This window comes from Massilia sp. YIM B02769 (assembly GCF_030411995.1).
Classification (GTDB): domain Bacteria; phylum Pseudomonadota; class Gammaproteobacteria; order Burkholderiales; family Burkholderiaceae_D; genus Telluria.
On record NZ_JASNRC010000001.1, the window covers coordinates 77,284 to 93,644 of the forward strand.

The window sequence follows — 16,361 nt, forward strand, 5'->3', positions numbered from 1 at the left end:
TGGTCTTGCCGCTTACAGTTCTTCGGTATTGCAGTGTTGTTCCCACAGCTGGCAGGCGCGCTCGATACCCCACGCACACTTGTTGGCATAGGTCTGGCACAAGGTCTCGTTGACCTCGGCCGACGCGGACATGGAAACGCCGAGGCCCAGGCCCAGGCTCAGCACGAATGCGATTTTCTTGAGGGTCGTGTTCATCGTTCTTCTGTCATCGTTGTGTTCGTTGAAAAGAACCACCAGGGTGCCGCTTCGTCCTGCCGATTCCGGCATCGCGGCAAGCACCAAGCAGCGGCGCATTTCCATCAGCCGCCGTAGTCGTAGCAGTTGATGTCCCACAGCAGGCAGGCACGCTCATTGCCTTGCGAGCATTTCACTTCCCAGAGAGCGCAATCGCCATCGCTTGCCGCGTAAGCGGACACGGAAGCGGACATACCCAGGCCCAGCCCCAGGCTCAACACGAAGGCCATTTTCTTGAGAGTCAGTTTCATCGTTCTTCTTTCATCGTCGTTGTCGTTGAAAAGAAATCACACACTAAGGTGCCGAACGATCTTAGCAGCGGTGAATTGCTCAGCTACTAGCAGAATGAATAGTCCTGCACGTTTGACAAACCGCCTATCCACGAGGGCGTCATGCAGCGGTGTTCATTTTTTCGCCGTGTTCACGTAACGTGAACAACGACAAAAACATGAACACGCCGGCCTGCCGACAAGCCCTCAATCGGCCTGCATGTCGCCCGCTTGATGAAACACCAGCTCCTCCACCTTGCGCCCATTGCACAGGTGCTCGTCGATGATGCGGTCCATGTTCTCGGGCGTGACGTTGTAGTACCAGGTGCCGTCCGGCTGCACGGCGACAATCGGCCCGCCCTTGCAGGCGGCGAAGCAGCTGACGCGGCTGCGTTTGACACGCAACGGCCCGTTGTTCAGGCCACTGGCCTTGAACTTGTCGCCCAGGCTGTCGAACAGCGCCTGCGAGGCGCCGTCCTCGCTGCAGCGCGGGCCGGTGCAGACCAGCAGGTGGCGGTGGTAGCTGCCGATCTTCGGTTTCACGGGCTGCTTGTCCGCTGCGATCTCGGTGTTCTCGGTGGTGCTCATGCTTCGGTCTCCTCGGTGGGCGCCGCGGCGGCGGCTTCCCAGGGTTCGTCCAGGGTGGCCTGGATGTAGTCGGCCGGCAGGCGGTAGCGTACGGCCAGGGTGGCGATGCTGTCGCCGGCCGCATGTTCCGCAGCCAGCGTGTCGAGCCAGCCGAGCAGGCCGGTCGAGAGCGAGCGGCCCGCGCGTTCGCCTTCGCGCGTGGCGCCGCCGTCCATGTCGTACTTGTTGGCGTAGCCGCGCGGCGTGACCATCAGGCCATTGCGGACAAAGGTGTTGCTGTTGCCGATCAGGACAGTGCTGAGCATGCCGATGTCGGCATCGCTCATGCTGTCGAGCGTGGTGAAGACGATGTTCTCGCGGCGGCGGTAGGCGCTCTTCACGATGGCGACCGGCGTATCCGGGCGGCGGTGGCGCAGGAACAGGCGCTGGGCCTCGACGATCTGGCGCGTGCGGCGCCCGCTCTTCGGGTTGTACAGGGCAACCACGAAGTCGGCCATCGCCACCGCGTCCAGGCGGCGGGCGATGGTCGGCCAGGGCGTGAGCAAATCCGACAGCGAGATCGCGCAGAAGTCGTGGGTCAGCGGAGCGCCGACCAGGGCGGCGCAGCTGTTCAGGGCCGAGGCACCGGGGACGATCTCCACCTGCACCGCGTCGTCCGGGGTCCAGCCCGACTGGAACAGCACCTCGTAGGTGGGGCCAGCCATGCCGTACACGCCGGCGTCTCCCGACGAGATCAGGGCCACCTTCTTGCCGGCGCGCGCCGCTTCCAGGGCGCTGACGGCGCGGTCGAGTTCCTCGGTCATCGACTTGCGGATGATCTCCTTGCCTTCAATGAGGTCGGCCACCAGCTTGATGTAGGTGACGTAGCCGATCACGACATCGGCTTCGGCGATGGCGGCGCGCGCACGCGCGGTCATGTGGTCCACGCTGCCGGGGCCGATCCCCACCAGCATGATCTTGCCCGCGGTCTGGGCCACGGGTGCTTCGGTTTCAGTGCTCATGCTTCTTTCCTTGCGATCGAGACGGTGGCATTCTTGCCATCCGCGCCCCGGTGTTTGTGTTTTTCGACGACCAGCGCGGTCATCGGCGTATGCGGTCCGGCGGCGAGCAGCGCGGCGGCCTCGCTGACCGAGGGCGTGCCGGTGTACTTGCGCACCGTCTCGGACGGATTCGGTACTTCAACCTGCGCCAGCTGTTCGGGCGCATAAAAGACCAGCGGCCAGCCGTGTTCCTGCGCCAGCGCCAGCAGCGCGGCTTCGTCCTGCTTGATCGTGATCGAGGCCGCCGCCACGACCTGGCCGGCATGGGCGCCGGCCAGCTCCAGCGCGGCGCGCACCGCCTCGCGCACGGTGTCCAGCGCCACGCCGCGGTCGCAGCCCAGGCCGACGGTGTAGGTCGTCATGCGGCGTCCTGCGGCGGGCGGTAGACCACCAGGCGTTCGTGCAGCGCGTCCCAGCGCTCGGCCGGGATATCGGCATGCGTTACCCAGAGCACGGCGGCGTAGCGCGCCAGGTCCACTTCGTCGAAGCTTGCGAAACGGTGGATGGTCTCGGGCAGCGGCGTCGGGCGCGTCCACCAGTCCGGGCTGCCGGCTTCCTGGACAAAGGCGATCGCTTCGCCGTTGACCACGTGCGCCGAGACGCGCGTGATGTTGATCTTCGGCGCTTCCACGCGCCAGCCGAGATGTCGGCCGAGGATATCGACCGGGATGGTGCGGCCGACGTCCGAGGCCGTGGTCAGCACCGGCGCCGCGCCGATCAAATCGGCGATGCGCTCGCTCCATTCGTTGGCGCCGCCCACGTGGCCCGACAGCACCGGGATCACGTACTGGCCGGCGTCGTCGACCACGATCACACCCGGGTCTTCGTCCTTGCTGCGCATGTGCGGCGCGATCAGGCGCACCACGGCGCCGAGAGACACGAAGAACACGATCTGGTCGTAGCCTTCGAACAGCGGACCGATCTCGTCGCGCAGGGCGCCGTCGTAGGCGCGCACCGAATTGCTCACCCCGGCGAAAGCGGCGGCGAACTTGCTTGAGGTGCAGATGGCGGCGTCGGGCAGGTCGGCGGCCAGGCGCGCGGCCTGGGCCGCGCCGTGCTTGGTGATGGCGACCAGGCAAACACGTGGCGTGGCGAGGGAAGGATTGCTCATGCAGTCTCCGTAAGGATGGGTGATGGGCCGCTCTTCTTCAGGCAGCCCTTGATGCGTTCGCCGCGGATGCGGTGGTTGTGCTTGACGATCAGCAGCGACAAATAGCTGACCTTGGTGCCGCGCAGCGCGAGGATGTCGGTGCCGCTGTAGCGCCGCTCGTCGGGCGCGCCGACGCGTTCGATGAAGTGGGAACCGTCCAGCAGGCCGCGTCGCTCGAGCCAGTCGATCAGCTCGTCGAGGATGGGCTTCACCTTCATCAGCACCAGGGTGTCGAAGTCGGGCAGCAGGCGGTCGACGGCGCTCACGCCATAGGCGGCCGGCACGATGGCAACCGTGTCGTCCTGCTCGGCGAAGGGCACGTCGGCCATGGCGCAGGCGGCGGTAAAAGCGTTCACGCCGGCGACGATGCGGGTGGGTATCGTGTCGTCGAGCGCACGCACGGTGCGCGCCAGGTGGCCGAAGGTGGCGTAGGTGCTGGCGTCGCCCTCGACCAGGAACAGCACGTCGCGGCCCGCGCGCAGCCAGGGCAGCACGGTGTCGGCGGCGCGCAGCCAGGCGCGCGCCAGCTTCTCGCCGTCGTGGGTCATCGGGAACAGCAGTTGCGTGTGCTCGGCGGGCGGCTGCAAGCCGGCGCGCACCACGATGTCGAAGGCGTAGCTCGGCGTCTTGCCGCTGCGCGCCGGGTAGACCCAGACGGTGTCGCGCCGCTTTAAGGCGTCCCAGGCGGCGCGCGTGATCAGGCCGGGGTCGCCGGGGCCGAGCGAGATGCCCCACAGGGTGCCCGTCATTGTTCGCCTCCATTCTTGCGCGCGCAGACGATCCACACCGGGTTCTCGGCCGCCATGCGGTGCATGTGCAGGATCGGTTTGCTGCGCGCAGCCTGCAGTTGCAGCACGTCCCAGCTCACGTTCTCCATCGCCTGCAGGGTCGCGGTGGCGGTGGCCAGGTTCTCCAGCGTGACGAAGTTCATCACCAGTGATCCGTCCGGGCGCAGGCGCCCCAGGATGGTGGCGATCAGGCCGGCCAGCTCGCCGCCCGAGCCGCCGATGAAGACGGCGTCCGGGTCGGGCCAGGCGTCCAGTCCCTCCGGCGCCTTGCCGTGGTGGAGACTGTAGTTGCTGACGCCGAAGGCGGCGTGGTTCTGGCCGGCGATGGCGTAATCCAGCTCGTTCTTCTCGATGGCCCACACGTGCCCGTCCGGGCACAGGCGCGCCGCTTCCAGGCCCACCGAACCGGAACCGGCGCCGATGTCCCAGACCAGGCTGTCCTGGCGCAGCTGCAGGCGCGCCAGGCTCACGGCGCGCACTTCCTGCTTGGTGATCAGGCCCTTCTCGGGCTGGCGCTGCGCGTATGCGCTGTCCATCAGGCCGAAGCGCACGGGCCGTGGGGCGGCTGTCACGCGCCACAGCAGCACCACATTCAGGTCGGCGAAGCGCATCGTGGCCGCGTCGTGCGGGTCCAGGTCGGCCAGCACCCGCTCTTCCGGCTGCAGCAGGTTTTCCGCCACCGCCATGTGGAAGTCGTCTCCCAATCCTTCGGCCAGCAGCAGGCGCGCGATGCGGTCGGGCGAGTTGTCGGGACTGGTCAGCACCAGCAGGCGCGATTCGCGGCGCAGCGCTTGCGCCAGGCCATACAGGCCGTGGCCAGGCGTGCTGCCGCAGGTCCACTCGCCGGCATCGCGCGCATGCACCGAGACGATACGCGCATCCTGCCAGGCCAGGCCCACGCGCGCGCAGGCCAGCTGCAGCGTCGACAGGTTCGGCAGGATGTCGAGCGCATCCACGCACAGATGCTGGGCGAGATAGGGCGCGATGCCGTGGCAGAGCGGGTCGCCGGTGGCCAGCACCACGCAGGCAAGATGGTCGTTGCGCGCGGCACGCACCCACTCCGGCACCTCCTTCAGGCGCTTGGTGAGATCGTGGCGTACCGCGCCCGGCTTGCATTCGCGCTCGAACAGCGCCAGCGTGCGCGCGCCGCCGATGATTACGTCGGCGTTGCGGATGTAGGCCAGCGCGGTCGGGCTCAGGCTGGCGGCGCCGTCATCTAATACGCCGATCACGCGGCAGGGATTGGGATCTTTCAGCATGGTGTCCATGGCTTCATTGATGGAAGGTGTCGGCGTCCGGCAAGTGGTCGATGCCGATGCGGCCCGCGCTGGGCGGGCGCTCTTGTGGCAGTGCCGGCGCCGACCACACATCGGCCACCTGCACGCCGCTGAAGTCGCACACCAGCACGCGCAGCTGGAAGGCGCGGCCGTAGCGGTCGGGCGCAGTGAGGGTGTCGATCGCGGCTTGGGCCAGCGCATGGTGGAAGGCATCGCCCAGCCCGCGCTCGACCATCAGTTCGGCGCCGAAGCGCGCGGTCTCGGCGGCGGCCATCGCTTCGCAGTCTTCGGGCGCGGCGCCGATCCGGCGGGCGATGGCCGCCACCAGGTCGGTATCGACTTCGCTGCGGTTGGCGTGGGTGATGGTTTCGCCCTGCGCGATCTTGGTCAGCTTGCCGACCATGACGGCCAGGACCACCAGCCCGATGCCCTGCGCCACCGCTTCGTCGAGCGCATAGCGCAGGAAGTCGCCCATCTGCACGAAGCAGGCCGAGGGCAGTTCCGGGCGCTCGGCGCGCAGGGCGGCGATGGCGAAGCTCTCGGTGCGGCCGCCCGTGGTCAGCGCCACCACGTCGTGGCCGGTGGTGGCCGCCACTTGCACGCCCTGCACCACGCTGGCACGCCAGGCCGCCGTCGAATAGGGCTTCACGATGCCGGTGGTGCCCAGGATGCTGATGCCGCCCAGGATGCCCAGGCGCGCGTTGGTGGTCTTCTTGGCCATCACCTGGCCGTCGGGTACGCTGATCGTGACCTCGATGCCGTGTTCCCGCAGCAGCGCGGGCGCCGCTTCGCGCAGGTTGTCGGCGATGTTACGGCGCGGGACAGGGTTGATCGCCGGGCCACCCACTTCCAGGCCGAGGCCGCGCATGGTGACGGTGCCGACGCCGTCGCCGGCCACGTAAGTGACTTCGCCGGCCTGGCCCGGCAGCAGTCGCAAATCGACCGTGATGTGGGCGCCGTCGGTGCAGTCGGGGTCGTCGCCGGCGAACTTGATCACCATGGCGTGGGCAGCTTGCGCATCGGCGCGTCCATCCTGCACGGCAAAGCGCACCCGGCTGCCGTTGGGCAGCAGGCTTTCGATCTCGTCGGGCACCGCGCCCCCGGTCATGCCCAGCACCGCCGCGCGTGCGGCCGCGGCGGCGCAGGCGCCGGTGGTGAAGCCGGTGCGGGTGCCGCGTTCGGCCGCCTTGTCCTTCATGCCCATGGCGCTCAGGCGGCCTTCTGGCGCGCCTCGGCCAGCGCCAGCAGCGCGTGCAGCGCCGCCACCACCAGCGTCGAACCGCCCTTGCGGCCACGGATCACGATCCAGGGCACTTCGTTCACTTCGGCCATCAGGTCCTTCGACTCGGCCGCCGACACGAAGCCGACCGGCATGCCGACCACCAGCGCCGGACGCACGCTCTCCTCGCGGATCAGGCGCACCAGCTCGATCAGCGCGGTCGGCGCATTGCCGATGCCGACAATCGCGCCATCCAGCAGCCCTTGCTTGTGCGCCTTGCGCATGGCCTGCACGGCGCGCGTGGTGTCTTCCAGCTTTGCCTTGTCGATGACGTCAGCGTCGCTAATGAACTGGTGGGTGCGCATGCCGAAGTGGGCCAGGCGCGGCTTCGACAGGCCGGAGCAGATCATCTCGACGTCGGCCACCACCGGCGCGGCGCCGGCCAGCATCGCGCGCACGCCCGCTTCCACCGCGTCTGGGTGGAAGGCGGTGAGGCCGTTGAAGTCGAAGTCGGCGTTCGCATGGATCATGCGGCGCACGATCGGCCACTGCGCCTCGGTGTAGTCGTGCATGCCGGTTTCGGCGTCGATGATGGCAAAGCTGTCGTGCTCGATGGCCTGGCCGGCGCGGGTCAGCTGTTCGGTGACGGTGTTAATCGTGCTCATGCCGGCTGCTCCGTGGCGGGATGGTCGTGGTCGTGGTCATGGTGATCGTGGCCGTGGTGATGTTCGTGATCGTGGCCGTGCGCATGGGCGTGATCGTGGCCATGCTCATGCGGGTGCTCATGTGGATGCGGATGCTCGTGCGCATGTTCGTGCGCATGCGCCGGACCATGATCGTGGGTATGCGCATGCGAGTGGCCATGTCCCAGGTCGTGCGCGATCTCGCGGTAGCTGCAGCCATCGCAAGGCAGGCGGCTGTCCGCCACGCCTGCGCGCAGGTTCTCCACGCGCTCGTCCATCAGCGCAAAGACTTCCTTCTCGAAGCCGAAGTGCGTGCCGCAGAAGAAGCGCACCTGCGGATACTGGCTGCGCAGGTGTTCCACCTGGCGATGGATGCGCTGCATCAGCGTGCCCGTGTACAGGTAGTAGGGCAGCACCACGACCTGGTGCATGCCCAGCAGCACCTGGCGCTGCACCACCTTTTCCAGGCGCGGCCAGGTGATGCCGGTAAAGGCGAGATCGACCAGCTCATGATCTCCCTCTTCCTGCAGCCAGCGCGTCATCTTCGCCATTTCGCCGTTGGCGCCGCGGTCCGAGGAACCGCGGCCCAGCACAACCACGCCGGTGGTGGTCGGGTCGGGCATGTCGAGCGCGTTCATCGCCTTGCGCAGGCGGCGCTTCAGGATCGCCAGGATCGGATCGCAGGCCGTCAGGTGCGGCGCCAGCAAAATCTCGGTCTGCGGACAGGCGGCGCGCGCACCCTCCACCGCTTCCGGAATCTCCATTTTCACGTGGCCGGCCGCGTTCAGGATCAGCGGCACCACCAGCACCCGGCGCGACGTGCGTGCGGCATTCAGCAAGGCCGCGTTCATCTCGGGCGGCGCGAACTCGATGAAGCACAGCTCGATGCGCCAGTCCGGGCGCTGGGCGCGCCACTGCTCGGTAAAGTCGCGGATCTCCTGGTTGCCGGAGTCCTCGCGCGAGCCGTGGCCGACGATGAGGATGGTGTCGCCGATGCCAGGCATCGGAGTCAGAGGGGAATGCATCATGGTCGCCGCGTTCATGCGCTGGCCTTTCTGAATCGGTGGGTGAATGTGGGGTCGTACAGCTTGGAGCGCACCAGGGTTTCCCAGTGCAGGGCGCCGAGCGTCGGGCTGGCGACGATCATCGCCTGGCTCGCCACGCCAGCCTCGCGGCAGCGCGCCTTGATGTCGGCCAGCGTGCCGCGCAGGATCTTCTGTTCGCCGGGCCAGCTAGCCTTGTGCACCACCAGCATCGGCGCGTCTTCGGGCCAGCCGGCCGCGCGCAGGGCCGTCTCGACCTTGTGCAGCAGCGTGATCGACAGGAAGATGCAGATGGTGGTGCGGTGCGCCGCCAGGCTGGCCAGGTCTTCGCCCTCGGGCATCGGCGTGCGGCCCTCGACGCGCGTGAGGATCACGGTCTGCGTCACCTCGGGCAGGGTCATCGATTCGCCGGCGGCCGCCATCGAGGCCATCGCCGAGGACACGCCCGGCACCACGGCCCATTCGATGCCGGCGTCTACCAGCGGGCGCGCCATTTCGATCAGCGCGCCGTACAGGCCGGGGTCGCCGGTCTGCAGGCGCACCACGGTGGCGTGCAGCGCCGCCTGCTCGATCAGCCAGGCGGTCATCTCTTCCAGCGTCATGTCTTTCGAGTCGCGGATCGTGCAGCCCTCCGGCGCCCACATGGTGGCGGCGCGGTCGACCAGGGAACCGGCGAACAGCACCGCGCCGGCCTGCGCCAGCAGTTTCTGGCCCTTGACCGTGATGAGTTCCGGGTCGCCCGGGCCGGCGCCCACGAACCAGATCTTGCCGATTGTGCCCATCGATGCTGCCGTCATGTGCTTGGTGCTCCTGAATGAATGGTGGGCAGCGCACGCAGTGCGTCCAGCACCGCCTCCACGCTGCGCGGATGGTGGTCGCCTGCCAGCACGCCGCGTTCGGCCAGCAGCGTGTGCAGGGCCAGCGCGCTCGGTGTGCGCTGGCCGGCGGCACGCAGTGCGTCCTGCTGGCGCACCACCTGGTAGGCAGGGCCGGAAGCGATGCAGCTGCCCGCCGCCATCAGGTGGATGCGGTCGGCCCAGCGGTAGGCGAAATCGACATCGTGCGTGGACAGCAGCACGGTGACGCCGCGCGCGGCCAGGCGGTCGAGCAGCGCTTCCAGCTCCACCTGCATGGCGGCGTCGAGGCCGGCCATCGGTTCGTCGAGCAGCAGCACCTCGGGTTCCATCGCCAGCACGCCGGCGATGCAGACGCGCTTCTTCTGGCCAAAGCTCAGGTGGTGCACGGCGCGGCCGCCCTGCCCCTGCAAGCCGACCGCTTCCAGCGCGGACGCCACCCGTGCACGCACGGTACCGGTGTCCAGGCCCAGGTTCAGCGGACCGAACGACACGTCTTCCTCGACCTGGGCCGAGAACAGCTGGCGGTCCGGATTCTGGAACACCAGGCCGACGCGGCGACGCAGCTCGGCCATGCCCGCGCGGCTGTAGTCGAAAGGCTGGCCATCCCGGCGCAGCGTGCCGGCGCTCGGGCGCAGCAGGCCGTTCAGGTGCTGAAGCAGCGTGGTCTTGCCGGCGCCGTTCGCGCCGAGCAGCGCGTGGCGCAGGCCGCGCTCCAGCCCCAGACTGCAGCCGCGCAAGCCATGGCTACCGTCGGCGAACACGTGGTCGACCGCATCCAGCGAGAGCAGAGGCGTCACCACAGGCGGTCTCCTGCGGCCAATGCCAGCAGCAGCGCACCGGCCAGCGCAGCGCGCAGGTTCTGGCGGCGTGCCTGAGGAAAGACCGCCGGCAGGAAGCGCAGCGTGCCCGCGTAACCGCGCGCGTCGGCCGCCATCTGCAGGGCCGCGCTGCGCTGCCACACCTGCACCGCCAGTTGGCCGGCCAACAGGCCCATCGAACGCCAGGCATGGCGCCACCCCTGGTAACCCAGGCGCGCGCGCTGGGCGCTGACGCCGTCGTCCCAGGCCTGGCGCAGCACGAACAGCATGCGGTAGCACAGCACCATCAAATCGAGCAGGAGTTCCGGGGTATGCAGGCGGCGCAGCAGGGAAATCAAGTCTGGCAGCGGCGTGGTGAGGACCAGGCCCAGCAGCGCGGCCAGCACGGCCAGCGAACGCAAGGCCGTGCGCGCCACCAGTTCAAACGGCGCACCGTGCCAACCCCAGTGTCCATGCGCGTCCAGCCCGGCCAGCATCGCCAGACAGGACAGCAGCAGGAAGCCGAGCGGCGCGGCAATCAGGCCGAGGAAGCTGCGCAACGCGATGCGCGCACCGAACAGCGCGGCCAGCGCCAGCAGCGCAACCAATGCGGCCAGCACGGCCGGGCTGTGCGCGAGCCAGGCCGCGCCGACGCCGGCCAGCGCGAACAGCGCCTTGGCCGACGGCGCTACCTGGCGCCAGCGGCTGGCATAGGCCGCCGTTTCAATCAGCATGCGATTCCGTGTGCTTGGCTTCGCGGCGAGCACGTTCGCGCGCCACCGACATGCCGAGCCAGTAGCCGATCACGCCGGCGCCAATCGCCGCCTGCAACGCGAACAACAGCGAGGCGATCTCGCCGCTGGCCGGTTCGAAGACCGGCGCGAACCACGGTTCGTAGTCCGGCGCCACCGTGCCGATGGCCTGCTGCGCGCGCTCGTCGGCGCCGCCGAACATGGCCGGCGCTTCGGCGCCAGGTTCCGCCGGCGGCGCACTGGCAAACCACAGCGGCAGCACGGTGAGCAGCACGATGGCCGCCCAGGTCATCCAGGTACGGGGCTTCATGCGCGCTTCCTCCCTGCCAGCATGACCGGCAGCGTGCGCAGTTCGTGCGCATTGAAGCGGGCCATCGCGTTCACCACCAGCACCGTCAACAAGCCTTCGCTGATGGCGATCGGCACCTGGGTCAGGCCGAAGATGCCGGCGAATTTCAGGAACGAGGCAGTAAAGCCGCCCACCGCATCGGGGAAGGCCCAGGCCAGCTGGATCGAGGTAACAACGTAGGTGGCAAGGTCGCCCAGGCAGGCGGCCAGGAACACGGCCACCGAGCGCGAGGCATTCAGGCCGGCAGCAGCGCGGAACACGCCGTAAGCGACGAAGGGGCCGACGACCGCCATCGAGAACACGTTGGCGCCGAGCGTGGTCAGCCCGCCGTGGGCCAGCAGCAGCGCCTGGAACAGCAGCACCACGAAGCCGACCGGCACCATCGCCGCGGGACCAAACAACAAGGCGCCGAAGCCGACACCGGTGGGGTGCGAGCAGCTGCCCGTCACCGACGGCAGTTTTAACGCGGACAAGAGAAAGGCAAAGGCGGCGGCCACGCCCAGCAGCATGCGCCGCTCGGGATGCGCCTGCAGGCTGCGCTTGACGCTGTGCAGGCCAAAGGCCAGGAAAGGCAAGGAAGCGGCTGCCCAGCCGAGCGCGTGCGCCGGCGGCAAAAAGCCTTCCATGATGTGCATTCGAAACCTCCCGTCGAATGGTCGATAAATGCACCATGCGGGGAGATGAGCGGACGGACGACGAGGCTCGGGAATGGATACGCGAAACCGGTCGACATCGGCTTCCCGTCACCCCGGGGAATGATGCTGGCGATTCGGGCCGGTATTCTGGCTCGCCTTCATCCTTCCCCGTGCCTTCCCGCGCAAAGCGCAGTGGCGTGTGACGGAGTCGTCAGGCTTACAGCAGCGGGGGCTGCGCCGGAATGGCTGCTCAATTCATTGGCAGATTCACCGGCTTCCCGTTTAACGTTCTTTCGGAGAGAAAGAAGCGCACCCAAGCTCGCATGGTACACGGACGGGAGGCATTGTGCCAGCTCAGCCGAAGAGCTGGTCTGTTGTGTTTTTGCTCAGTGGGCAAGAAAAAAGCCTGCAGTCACGTGACTGCAGGCTTTGTTTTCTTTGCAAGAAATTTGGATTAGAACGGAATATCGTCGTCCATATCCGAGAAGTTCGGTGCCGGACGCTGAGGCTGCGGACGGGCTGCCGGTGCCGGAGGCGCCTGGCGTGGAGCTGGGCGCTGTGGCGCGTCGTAGCCGCCGCCGTCGTCCATGCCCATGTCGCTGCCGCCGCCCATGCCCTGGCGACCGCCCAGCATCTGCATGTTTTCGGCGACGATGTCGGTTGCGTAGCGCTCGATGCCGTCCTTGTCGGTGTACTTGCGGGTTTGCAGGCGGCCTTCGACGTAGACCGACGAACCTTTTTTCAGGTACTGGCCGACGATTTCAGCCAGGCGGCCGAAGAACGAGATGCGGTGCCATTCGGTCAGCTCTTTTTGTTCGCCGGTGTTGCGGTCCTTCGACTTGAACGACGTGGCGACCGCGATGTTCGCGATGGCGTCGCCGCTCGGCATGTAGCGGATTTCCGGATCGCGGCCGAGGTTACCGACGATGATGACCTTGTTGACTGATGCCATGGTGTGACTCCTTCAGGATGTGTGAGCCCTGGCTCTGCTTGATGACTAGGCGCCAGGGAACTGGGGTGATGCAGCTCGCTATTATGGGGCTGTTACCGCCTGAGTTAAAGAGGATTTTTTGGGGTCCGACAAACAGATTTGAGGTGTGCGATCAGGTCGTGGTTCAGACATTGTGGTTGAGCGCGTGGACGGGAGACCCGTCCACCCTACGGGGCATAGCCGCGTGCCCCAGTACAGGCGTTATCAAAATTTTTTTTCTGATTCTGAACGGTTTGCCATTGAAGCCCCCTTGAAACGGCACATATGCATCCCAACCGGTCGCGTGCGTTAGGAAGTACTTGCCAGTGCGATATGCCAGCTTGCCATCGCTGGTACACCACCACTGGATAAACGTACAGCCGCAGCAAAAAAGCGCTAAACTAGCAGATTCCCCTCGATTGGCCCGCCCAACGCGACAGTATCGTGCGCGGCCTGCACAAACTTATAGAAAGCCTGCCAAAAAACTAATGGAAGAAATTCGTATTCGTGGTGCCCGCACGCACAATCTGAAGAACATCAATCTCGACCTGCCGCGCAACAAGCTGATCGTCATCACCGGCCTGTCGGGCTCGGGCAAGTCTTCGCTCGCCTTCGACACCCTGTACGCCGAAGGCCAGCGCCGCTACGTCGAGTCGCTGTCGGCCTACGCGCGCCAGTTCCTGCAGTTGATGGAAAAGCCGGACGTCGACCTGATCGAAGGCCTGTCGCCGGCGATTTCCATCGAGCAGAAAGCCACCTCGCACAATCCGCGTTCGACGGTGGGCACCGTGACCGAAATCCACGACTACCTGCGTCTGCTGTACGCACGCGTCGGCACGCCCTACTGCCCGCAGCACCCGCATGAGCCGCTCGCCGCCCAGACCGTGTCGCAGATGGTCGATGCCGTGCTGGCCATGCCGGAAGGCACCAAGCTGATGATCCTGGCGCCGGTTGTCGCCGGCCGCAAGGGCGAGCATGGCGATCTGTTCGCGTCGATGCAGGCGCAAGGCTTCGTCCGCTTCCGTATCCAGAGCGGCGTGAATCCGGCCAAGATCTACGAGATCGACGAGCTGCCGAAGCTGAAAAAGACCGAAAAGCACTCGATCGACGTCGTCATCGACCGCGTGAAAGTGAATGCCGAAATCAAGCAGCGCGTCGCCGAAAGCTTCGAGACGGCATTGCGTCTGGCCGACGGCCGCGCTGTTGCCTACGAAATGGACACCGAGAAGGAAACGGTGTTCTCGAACAAGTTCGCCTGTAACGTCTGCGGTTACTCGCTGCAGGAACTCGAGCCGCGCCTGTTCTCGTTCAACAACCCGATGGGCGCCTGCTCGGAGTGCGACGGCTTGGGCCACATCGAGTTCTTCGATCCGAAGCGCATCGTTGCTTTCCCGAACCTGTCGCTGGCCTCGGGCGCCGTGAAGGGCTGGGACCGCCGCAACCAGTTCTACTTCCAGATGCTGTCGAACCTGGCCGCCTACTACGACTTCGACCTCGACACGCCGTTCGAAAAGTTGCCGAAGACTGCCCAGGAAGCCGTGATGTTCGGCTCCGGCAAGACCTCGATTCCGTTCACCTATGTGAACGAGCGCGGCCGCACCGTGATCCGCGAGCACACCTTCGAAGGCGTGGTGAACAACCTGCAGCGCCGCTACCGCGAAACCGATTCGATGGCGGTCAAGGAAGAGCTGGCCAAGTTCATCAACGAAAAGAAATGCCCGGCCTGCGAAGGCGCGCGCCTGCGTACCGAAGCGCGTTTCGTGAAGATTGGCCAGGGCGCCCAGCAGCGCGCGATCTATGAAGTGTCGGACCGTCCGCTGCGCGAAACGCTGGCCTATTTCGAGTCGCTCGAGCTGACCGGCGCCAAGCGCGACATCGCCGAGCGCGTAATCAAGGAAATTACCGCACGCCTGAAGTTCCTGAACAACGTCGGCCTGGACTACCTGTCGCTGGACCGCAGCGCCGACACCCTGTCGGGCGGCGAGGCGCAGCGTATCCGTCTGGCCTCACAGATCGGTTCCGGCCTGACCGGCGTCATGTACGTGCTGGATGAACCGTCGATCGGCCTGCACCAGCGCGACAACGACCGCCTGATCGCGACGCTGAAGCATTTGCGCGACATCGGCAACAGCGTGCTGGTGGTCGAGCACGACGAAGACGCGATCCGTACCGCCGACTACATCGTTGACATGGGTCCGGGCGCCGGCGTGCATGGCGGCGTGGTCATTGCCGAAGGCACGCTGGACGAGATCATGGCCAACGAGCATTCGGTGACCGCGCAGTACCTGGACGGCCGCCGCAAGATCCACGTGCCGAAGAAGCGCACCCCGGCGAATGAAGAGCGCCAGCTGGTGATCACGAATGCGACCGGCAACAACCTGAAGAAGCAAACCCTGACGCTGCCGGTCGGTTTGATGACCTGCGTGACGGGTGTGTCGGGTTCCGGTAAATCGACGCTGATCAACGACACGCTGTATCCGGCCCTGTCGCGCCACCTGTACGGCTCGCAGACCGAACCGGCGCCGCACGATGCGATCTTCGGCCTGGAGCATTTCGATAAAGTCATTTCCGTCGACCAGGCACCGATCGGCCGCACGCCGCGCTCGAACCCGGCCACCTACACCGGCGTGTTCACCCCGATCCGCGATTTGTTCGCGACGGTGCCGACCGCCAAGGAGCGTGGCTATAGCGCGGGCCGCTTCTCGTTCAACGTGAAGGGCGGCCGCTGCGAAGCCTGCCAGGGCGATGGCGTGATCAAGGTCGAGATGCACTTCCTGCCGGACGTGTACGTGCCTTGCGACGTCTGCCACGGCAAGCGCTACAACCGCGAAACGCTGGAAGTGCAGTACAAGGGCAAGAACATCACCGAAGTGCTGGAGATGACGGTGGAGGATGCGCACGAGTTCTTCAAGCCGGTGCCGGTGATTGCGCGCAAGCTGCAGACCCTGCTGGACGTGGGCCTGGGCTACATCAAGCTGGGCCAGAGCGCGACCACGCTGTCGGGCGGTGAGGCGCAGCGCGTGAAGCTGTCGCTGGAACTGTCGAAGCGCGATACCGGGCGTACCTTGTACATCCTGGACGAGCCGACCACCGGCCTGCACTTTGCCGACATCGACCTGCTGCTGAAGGTGATCCACCGCCTGCGCGACCAGGGCAACACGCTCGCCATCATCGAGCACAACCTGGACGTGATCAAGACGGCGGACTGGATCGTCGACCTGGGGCCGGAAGGCGGCGCCGGTGGCGGCACGATCGTCGCGACGGGTACGCCGGAAGATGTGGCGGAGAATCCGAACAGTGTGACGGGCAAGTACCTGAAGCCGTTGCTGGTGCAGTAAGCACCGGCGTTGGTTGCATGTGAAAAGGCAGAGCTGCAGCTCTGCCTTTTTAATTTCTGCGTGGATGATACCCGCGTCGCTCTCGCCTTTGTAGGGTGGGCCAGGCCGCGCAAGGCACCTGTGTCCACGCGGTGCAACGGTTGAGTAGCCATAACAGCGCTCCGAGACGCATCAGCCGAATCCGCGTGGACTCAGGAGTCCACCCTACAACTGCATTGCATTGGCGCCGTGGCCATTGGGTTTGTGGTGGGTTCGAGAACCCACCCTACCGTTCGATGCGGCTTTTGTAGGGTGGGTTCTTGAACCCACCGGTTTTACCTTGACACGCTGACAAGACAAGGAGACATTGAACACACCTTCACTGTCGAGCAC

18 protein-coding genes and 1 riboswitch are annotated in these 16,361 nt (G+C 66.3%); of the genes, 1 reads left to right on the forward strand and 17 read right to left on the reverse strand.

What is annotated here, in order from left to right; genetic code table 11:
• Window positions 1–12: 12 nt before the first annotated feature.
• The 17 genes from QPK31_RS00375 to ssb form a co-directional block, all read right to left on the reverse strand.
• Complete coding sequence (locus QPK31_RS00375; RefSeq protein WP_290420967.1) at window positions 13–300, reverse strand: hypothetical protein; 288 nt, start codon at window positions 298–300, stop codon at window positions 13–15.
• Complete coding sequence (locus QPK31_RS00380; RefSeq protein WP_290420968.1) at window positions 300–485, reverse strand: hypothetical protein; 186 nt, start codon at window positions 483–485, stop codon at window positions 300–302. Before QPK31_RS00380 ends, QPK31_RS00375 begins: the two co-directional genes overlap by 1 nt.
• Window positions 486–710: 225 nt before the next feature.
• Window positions 711–1,091, reverse strand: coding sequence for a ferredoxin (locus tag QPK31_RS00385; protein WP_290420969.1), 381 nt, complete (start codon window positions 1,089–1,091; stop codon window positions 711–713).
• Window positions 1,088–2,092, reverse strand: a complete 1,005-nt coding sequence (gene cobJ / locus QPK31_RS00390) for a precorrin-3B C(17)-methyltransferase (RefSeq protein ID WP_290420970.1) — start codon at window positions 2,090–2,092, stop codon at window positions 1,088–1,090. Before cobJ ends, QPK31_RS00385 begins: the two co-directional genes overlap by 4 nt.
• On the reverse strand, window positions 2,089–2,493 hold the full coding sequence (locus QPK31_RS00395) for a cobalamin biosynthesis protein (RefSeq protein WP_290420971.1): 405 nt from the start codon (window positions 2,491–2,493) through the stop codon (window positions 2,089–2,091). The genes cobJ and QPK31_RS00395 overlap by 4 nt, the downstream gene beginning before the upstream one ends.
• On the reverse strand, window positions 2,490–3,242 hold the full coding sequence (locus tag QPK31_RS00400) for a cobalamin biosynthesis central domain-containing protein (protein ID WP_290420972.1): 753 nt from the start codon (window positions 3,240–3,242) through the stop codon (window positions 2,490–2,492). Before QPK31_RS00400 ends, QPK31_RS00395 begins: the two co-directional genes overlap by 4 nt.
• Window positions 3,239–4,030, reverse strand: a complete 792-nt coding sequence (cobI, locus tag QPK31_RS00405) for a precorrin-2 C(20)-methyltransferase (protein WP_290420973.1) — start codon at window positions 4,028–4,030, stop codon at window positions 3,239–3,241. Before cobI ends, QPK31_RS00400 begins: the two co-directional genes overlap by 4 nt.
• Complete coding sequence (gene cbiE / locus QPK31_RS00410; RefSeq protein WP_374045771.1) at window positions 4,027–5,328, reverse strand: precorrin-6y C5,15-methyltransferase (decarboxylating) subunit CbiE; 1,302 nt, start codon at window positions 5,326–5,328, stop codon at window positions 4,027–4,029. The genes cobI and cbiE overlap by 4 nt, the downstream gene beginning before the upstream one ends.
• A 13-nt stretch (window positions 5,329–5,341) precedes the next feature.
• Window positions 5,342–6,544: a cobalt-precorrin-5B (C(1))-methyltransferase gene (locus QPK31_RS00415; protein WP_290421386.1), complete on the reverse strand. Its 1,203-nt coding sequence runs from the start codon at window positions 6,542–6,544 to the stop codon at window positions 5,342–5,344.
• An 11-nt stretch (window positions 6,545–6,555) separates the two neighbouring features.
• Window positions 6,556–7,230 carry a precorrin-8X methylmutase gene (locus tag QPK31_RS00420; RefSeq protein ID WP_290420975.1) on the reverse strand — a complete coding sequence of 225 codons (675 nt, stop codon included), beginning with the start codon at window positions 7,228–7,230 and terminating at the stop codon, window positions 6,556–6,558.
• On the reverse strand, window positions 7,227–8,276 hold the full coding sequence (locus QPK31_RS00425; protein ID WP_290420976.1) for a sirohydrochlorin chelatase: 1,050 nt from the start codon (window positions 8,274–8,276) through the stop codon (window positions 7,227–7,229). The genes QPK31_RS00420 and QPK31_RS00425 overlap by 4 nt, the downstream gene beginning before the upstream one ends.
• A gap of 11 nt (window positions 8,277–8,287) precedes the next feature.
• On the reverse strand, window positions 8,288–9,088 hold the full coding sequence (gene cobM / locus QPK31_RS00430; RefSeq protein ID WP_290420977.1) for a precorrin-4 C(11)-methyltransferase: 801 nt from the start codon (window positions 9,086–9,088) through the stop codon (window positions 8,288–8,290).
• Window positions 9,085–9,945 (reverse strand): ABC transporter ATP-binding protein, encoded by an 861-nt coding sequence (locus tag QPK31_RS00435; protein ID WP_290420978.1) that lies wholly within the window; start codon window positions 9,943–9,945, stop codon window positions 9,085–9,087. Before QPK31_RS00435 ends, cobM begins: the two co-directional genes overlap by 4 nt.
• Complete coding sequence (cbiQ, locus tag QPK31_RS00440) at window positions 9,942–10,679, reverse strand: cobalt ECF transporter T component CbiQ (RefSeq protein ID WP_290420979.1); 738 nt, start codon at window positions 10,677–10,679, stop codon at window positions 9,942–9,944. Before cbiQ ends, QPK31_RS00435 begins: the two co-directional genes overlap by 4 nt.
• A complete protein-coding gene (locus QPK31_RS00445; RefSeq protein WP_290420980.1) occupies window positions 10,669–11,007 on the reverse strand; it encodes an energy-coupling factor ABC transporter substrate-binding protein in 339 nt (112 codons plus the stop codon). Before QPK31_RS00445 ends, cbiQ begins: the two co-directional genes overlap by 11 nt.
• Entirely contained in the window at window positions 11,004–11,681 is a 678-nt protein-coding gene (locus QPK31_RS00450) for an energy-coupling factor ABC transporter permease (protein ID WP_290420981.1), read from the reverse strand. Before QPK31_RS00450 ends, QPK31_RS00445 begins: the two co-directional genes overlap by 4 nt.
• Window positions 11,682–11,800: 119 nt before the next feature.
• A riboswitch (cobalamin riboswitch) is annotated at window positions 11,801–12,013 on the reverse strand.
• A gap of 122 nt (window positions 12,014–12,135) precedes the next feature.
• The gene (gene ssb / locus QPK31_RS00455) at window positions 12,136–12,633 is read right to left on the reverse strand and encodes a single-stranded DNA-binding protein (protein ID WP_290420982.1); all 498 of its coding nucleotides are present in this window, start codon (window positions 12,631–12,633) and stop codon (window positions 12,136–12,138) included.
• 506 nt (window positions 12,634–13,139) lie between these two features.
• Here ssb and uvrA point away from each other — a divergent pair.
• The gene (uvrA, locus tag QPK31_RS00460) at window positions 13,140–15,989 is read left to right on the forward strand and encodes an excinuclease ABC subunit UvrA (protein WP_290420983.1); all 2,850 of its coding nucleotides are present in this window, start codon (window positions 13,140–13,142) and stop codon (window positions 15,987–15,989) included.
• Window positions 15,990–16,361 lie beyond the last annotated feature (372 nt).